This window comes from Oleiphilus sp. HI0128 (genome assembly GCF_001635365.1).
In genome coordinates, this window is the sequence record NZ_LWGG01000653.1 from 1 (window position 1) to 589 (window position 589).

Sequence of the window (589 nt, forward strand, 5' to 3'; positions counted from 1 at the left end):
CGGCACTTGATAATAGGCCTATGCGTTTTGAAGAATGGGAGCGTATATCTCCCCAGTCTATTTTTGTTTCCGCGACACCATCAACCTACGAAGAAGAGCATGCTGACAAAACCGTTGAGCAGGTCGTTAGGCCGACGGGGTTGCTTGATCCTCTAATAGAAGTGAGGCCTGCTACAACTCAAGTAGATGATTTGCTGTCGGAGATTAATGCGGCAACCGAGCTAGACGAAAGAGTGTTGGTTACAACGCTAACAAAGCGTATGGCTGAGGATCTCACAGATTTCTTAATGGAGCATGGCGTTCAAGTCAGATACTTGCATTCCGATATAGATACTGTCGAAAGAATTGAAATTATTCAGGACTTACGTCGTGGTGAGTTTGATGTCCTGGTAGGTATTAATCTGTTAAGAGAAGGGCTTGATATGCCGGAAGTTGCCCTGGTTGCAATTCTCGATGCTGATAAGGAGGGTTTTCTTCGTTCCGAAAGATCACTGATTCAGACGATAGGGCGGGCGGCTAGAAACGTTAAGGGCAGAGCGATCTTATATGGAGATAAAATCACACGATCAATGGAGAAGGCGATATCAGA

Annotated in this window: 1 protein-coding gene; it reads left to right on the forward strand. The window is 45.5% G+C overall.

Annotation, left to right across the window (positions count from 1 at the left end; genetic code table 11):
• Nucleotides 1-589: helicase-related protein (locus A3763_RS08200; RefSeq protein ID WP_255376615.1), on the forward strand; the 589-nt coding region annotated here is incomplete at both ends.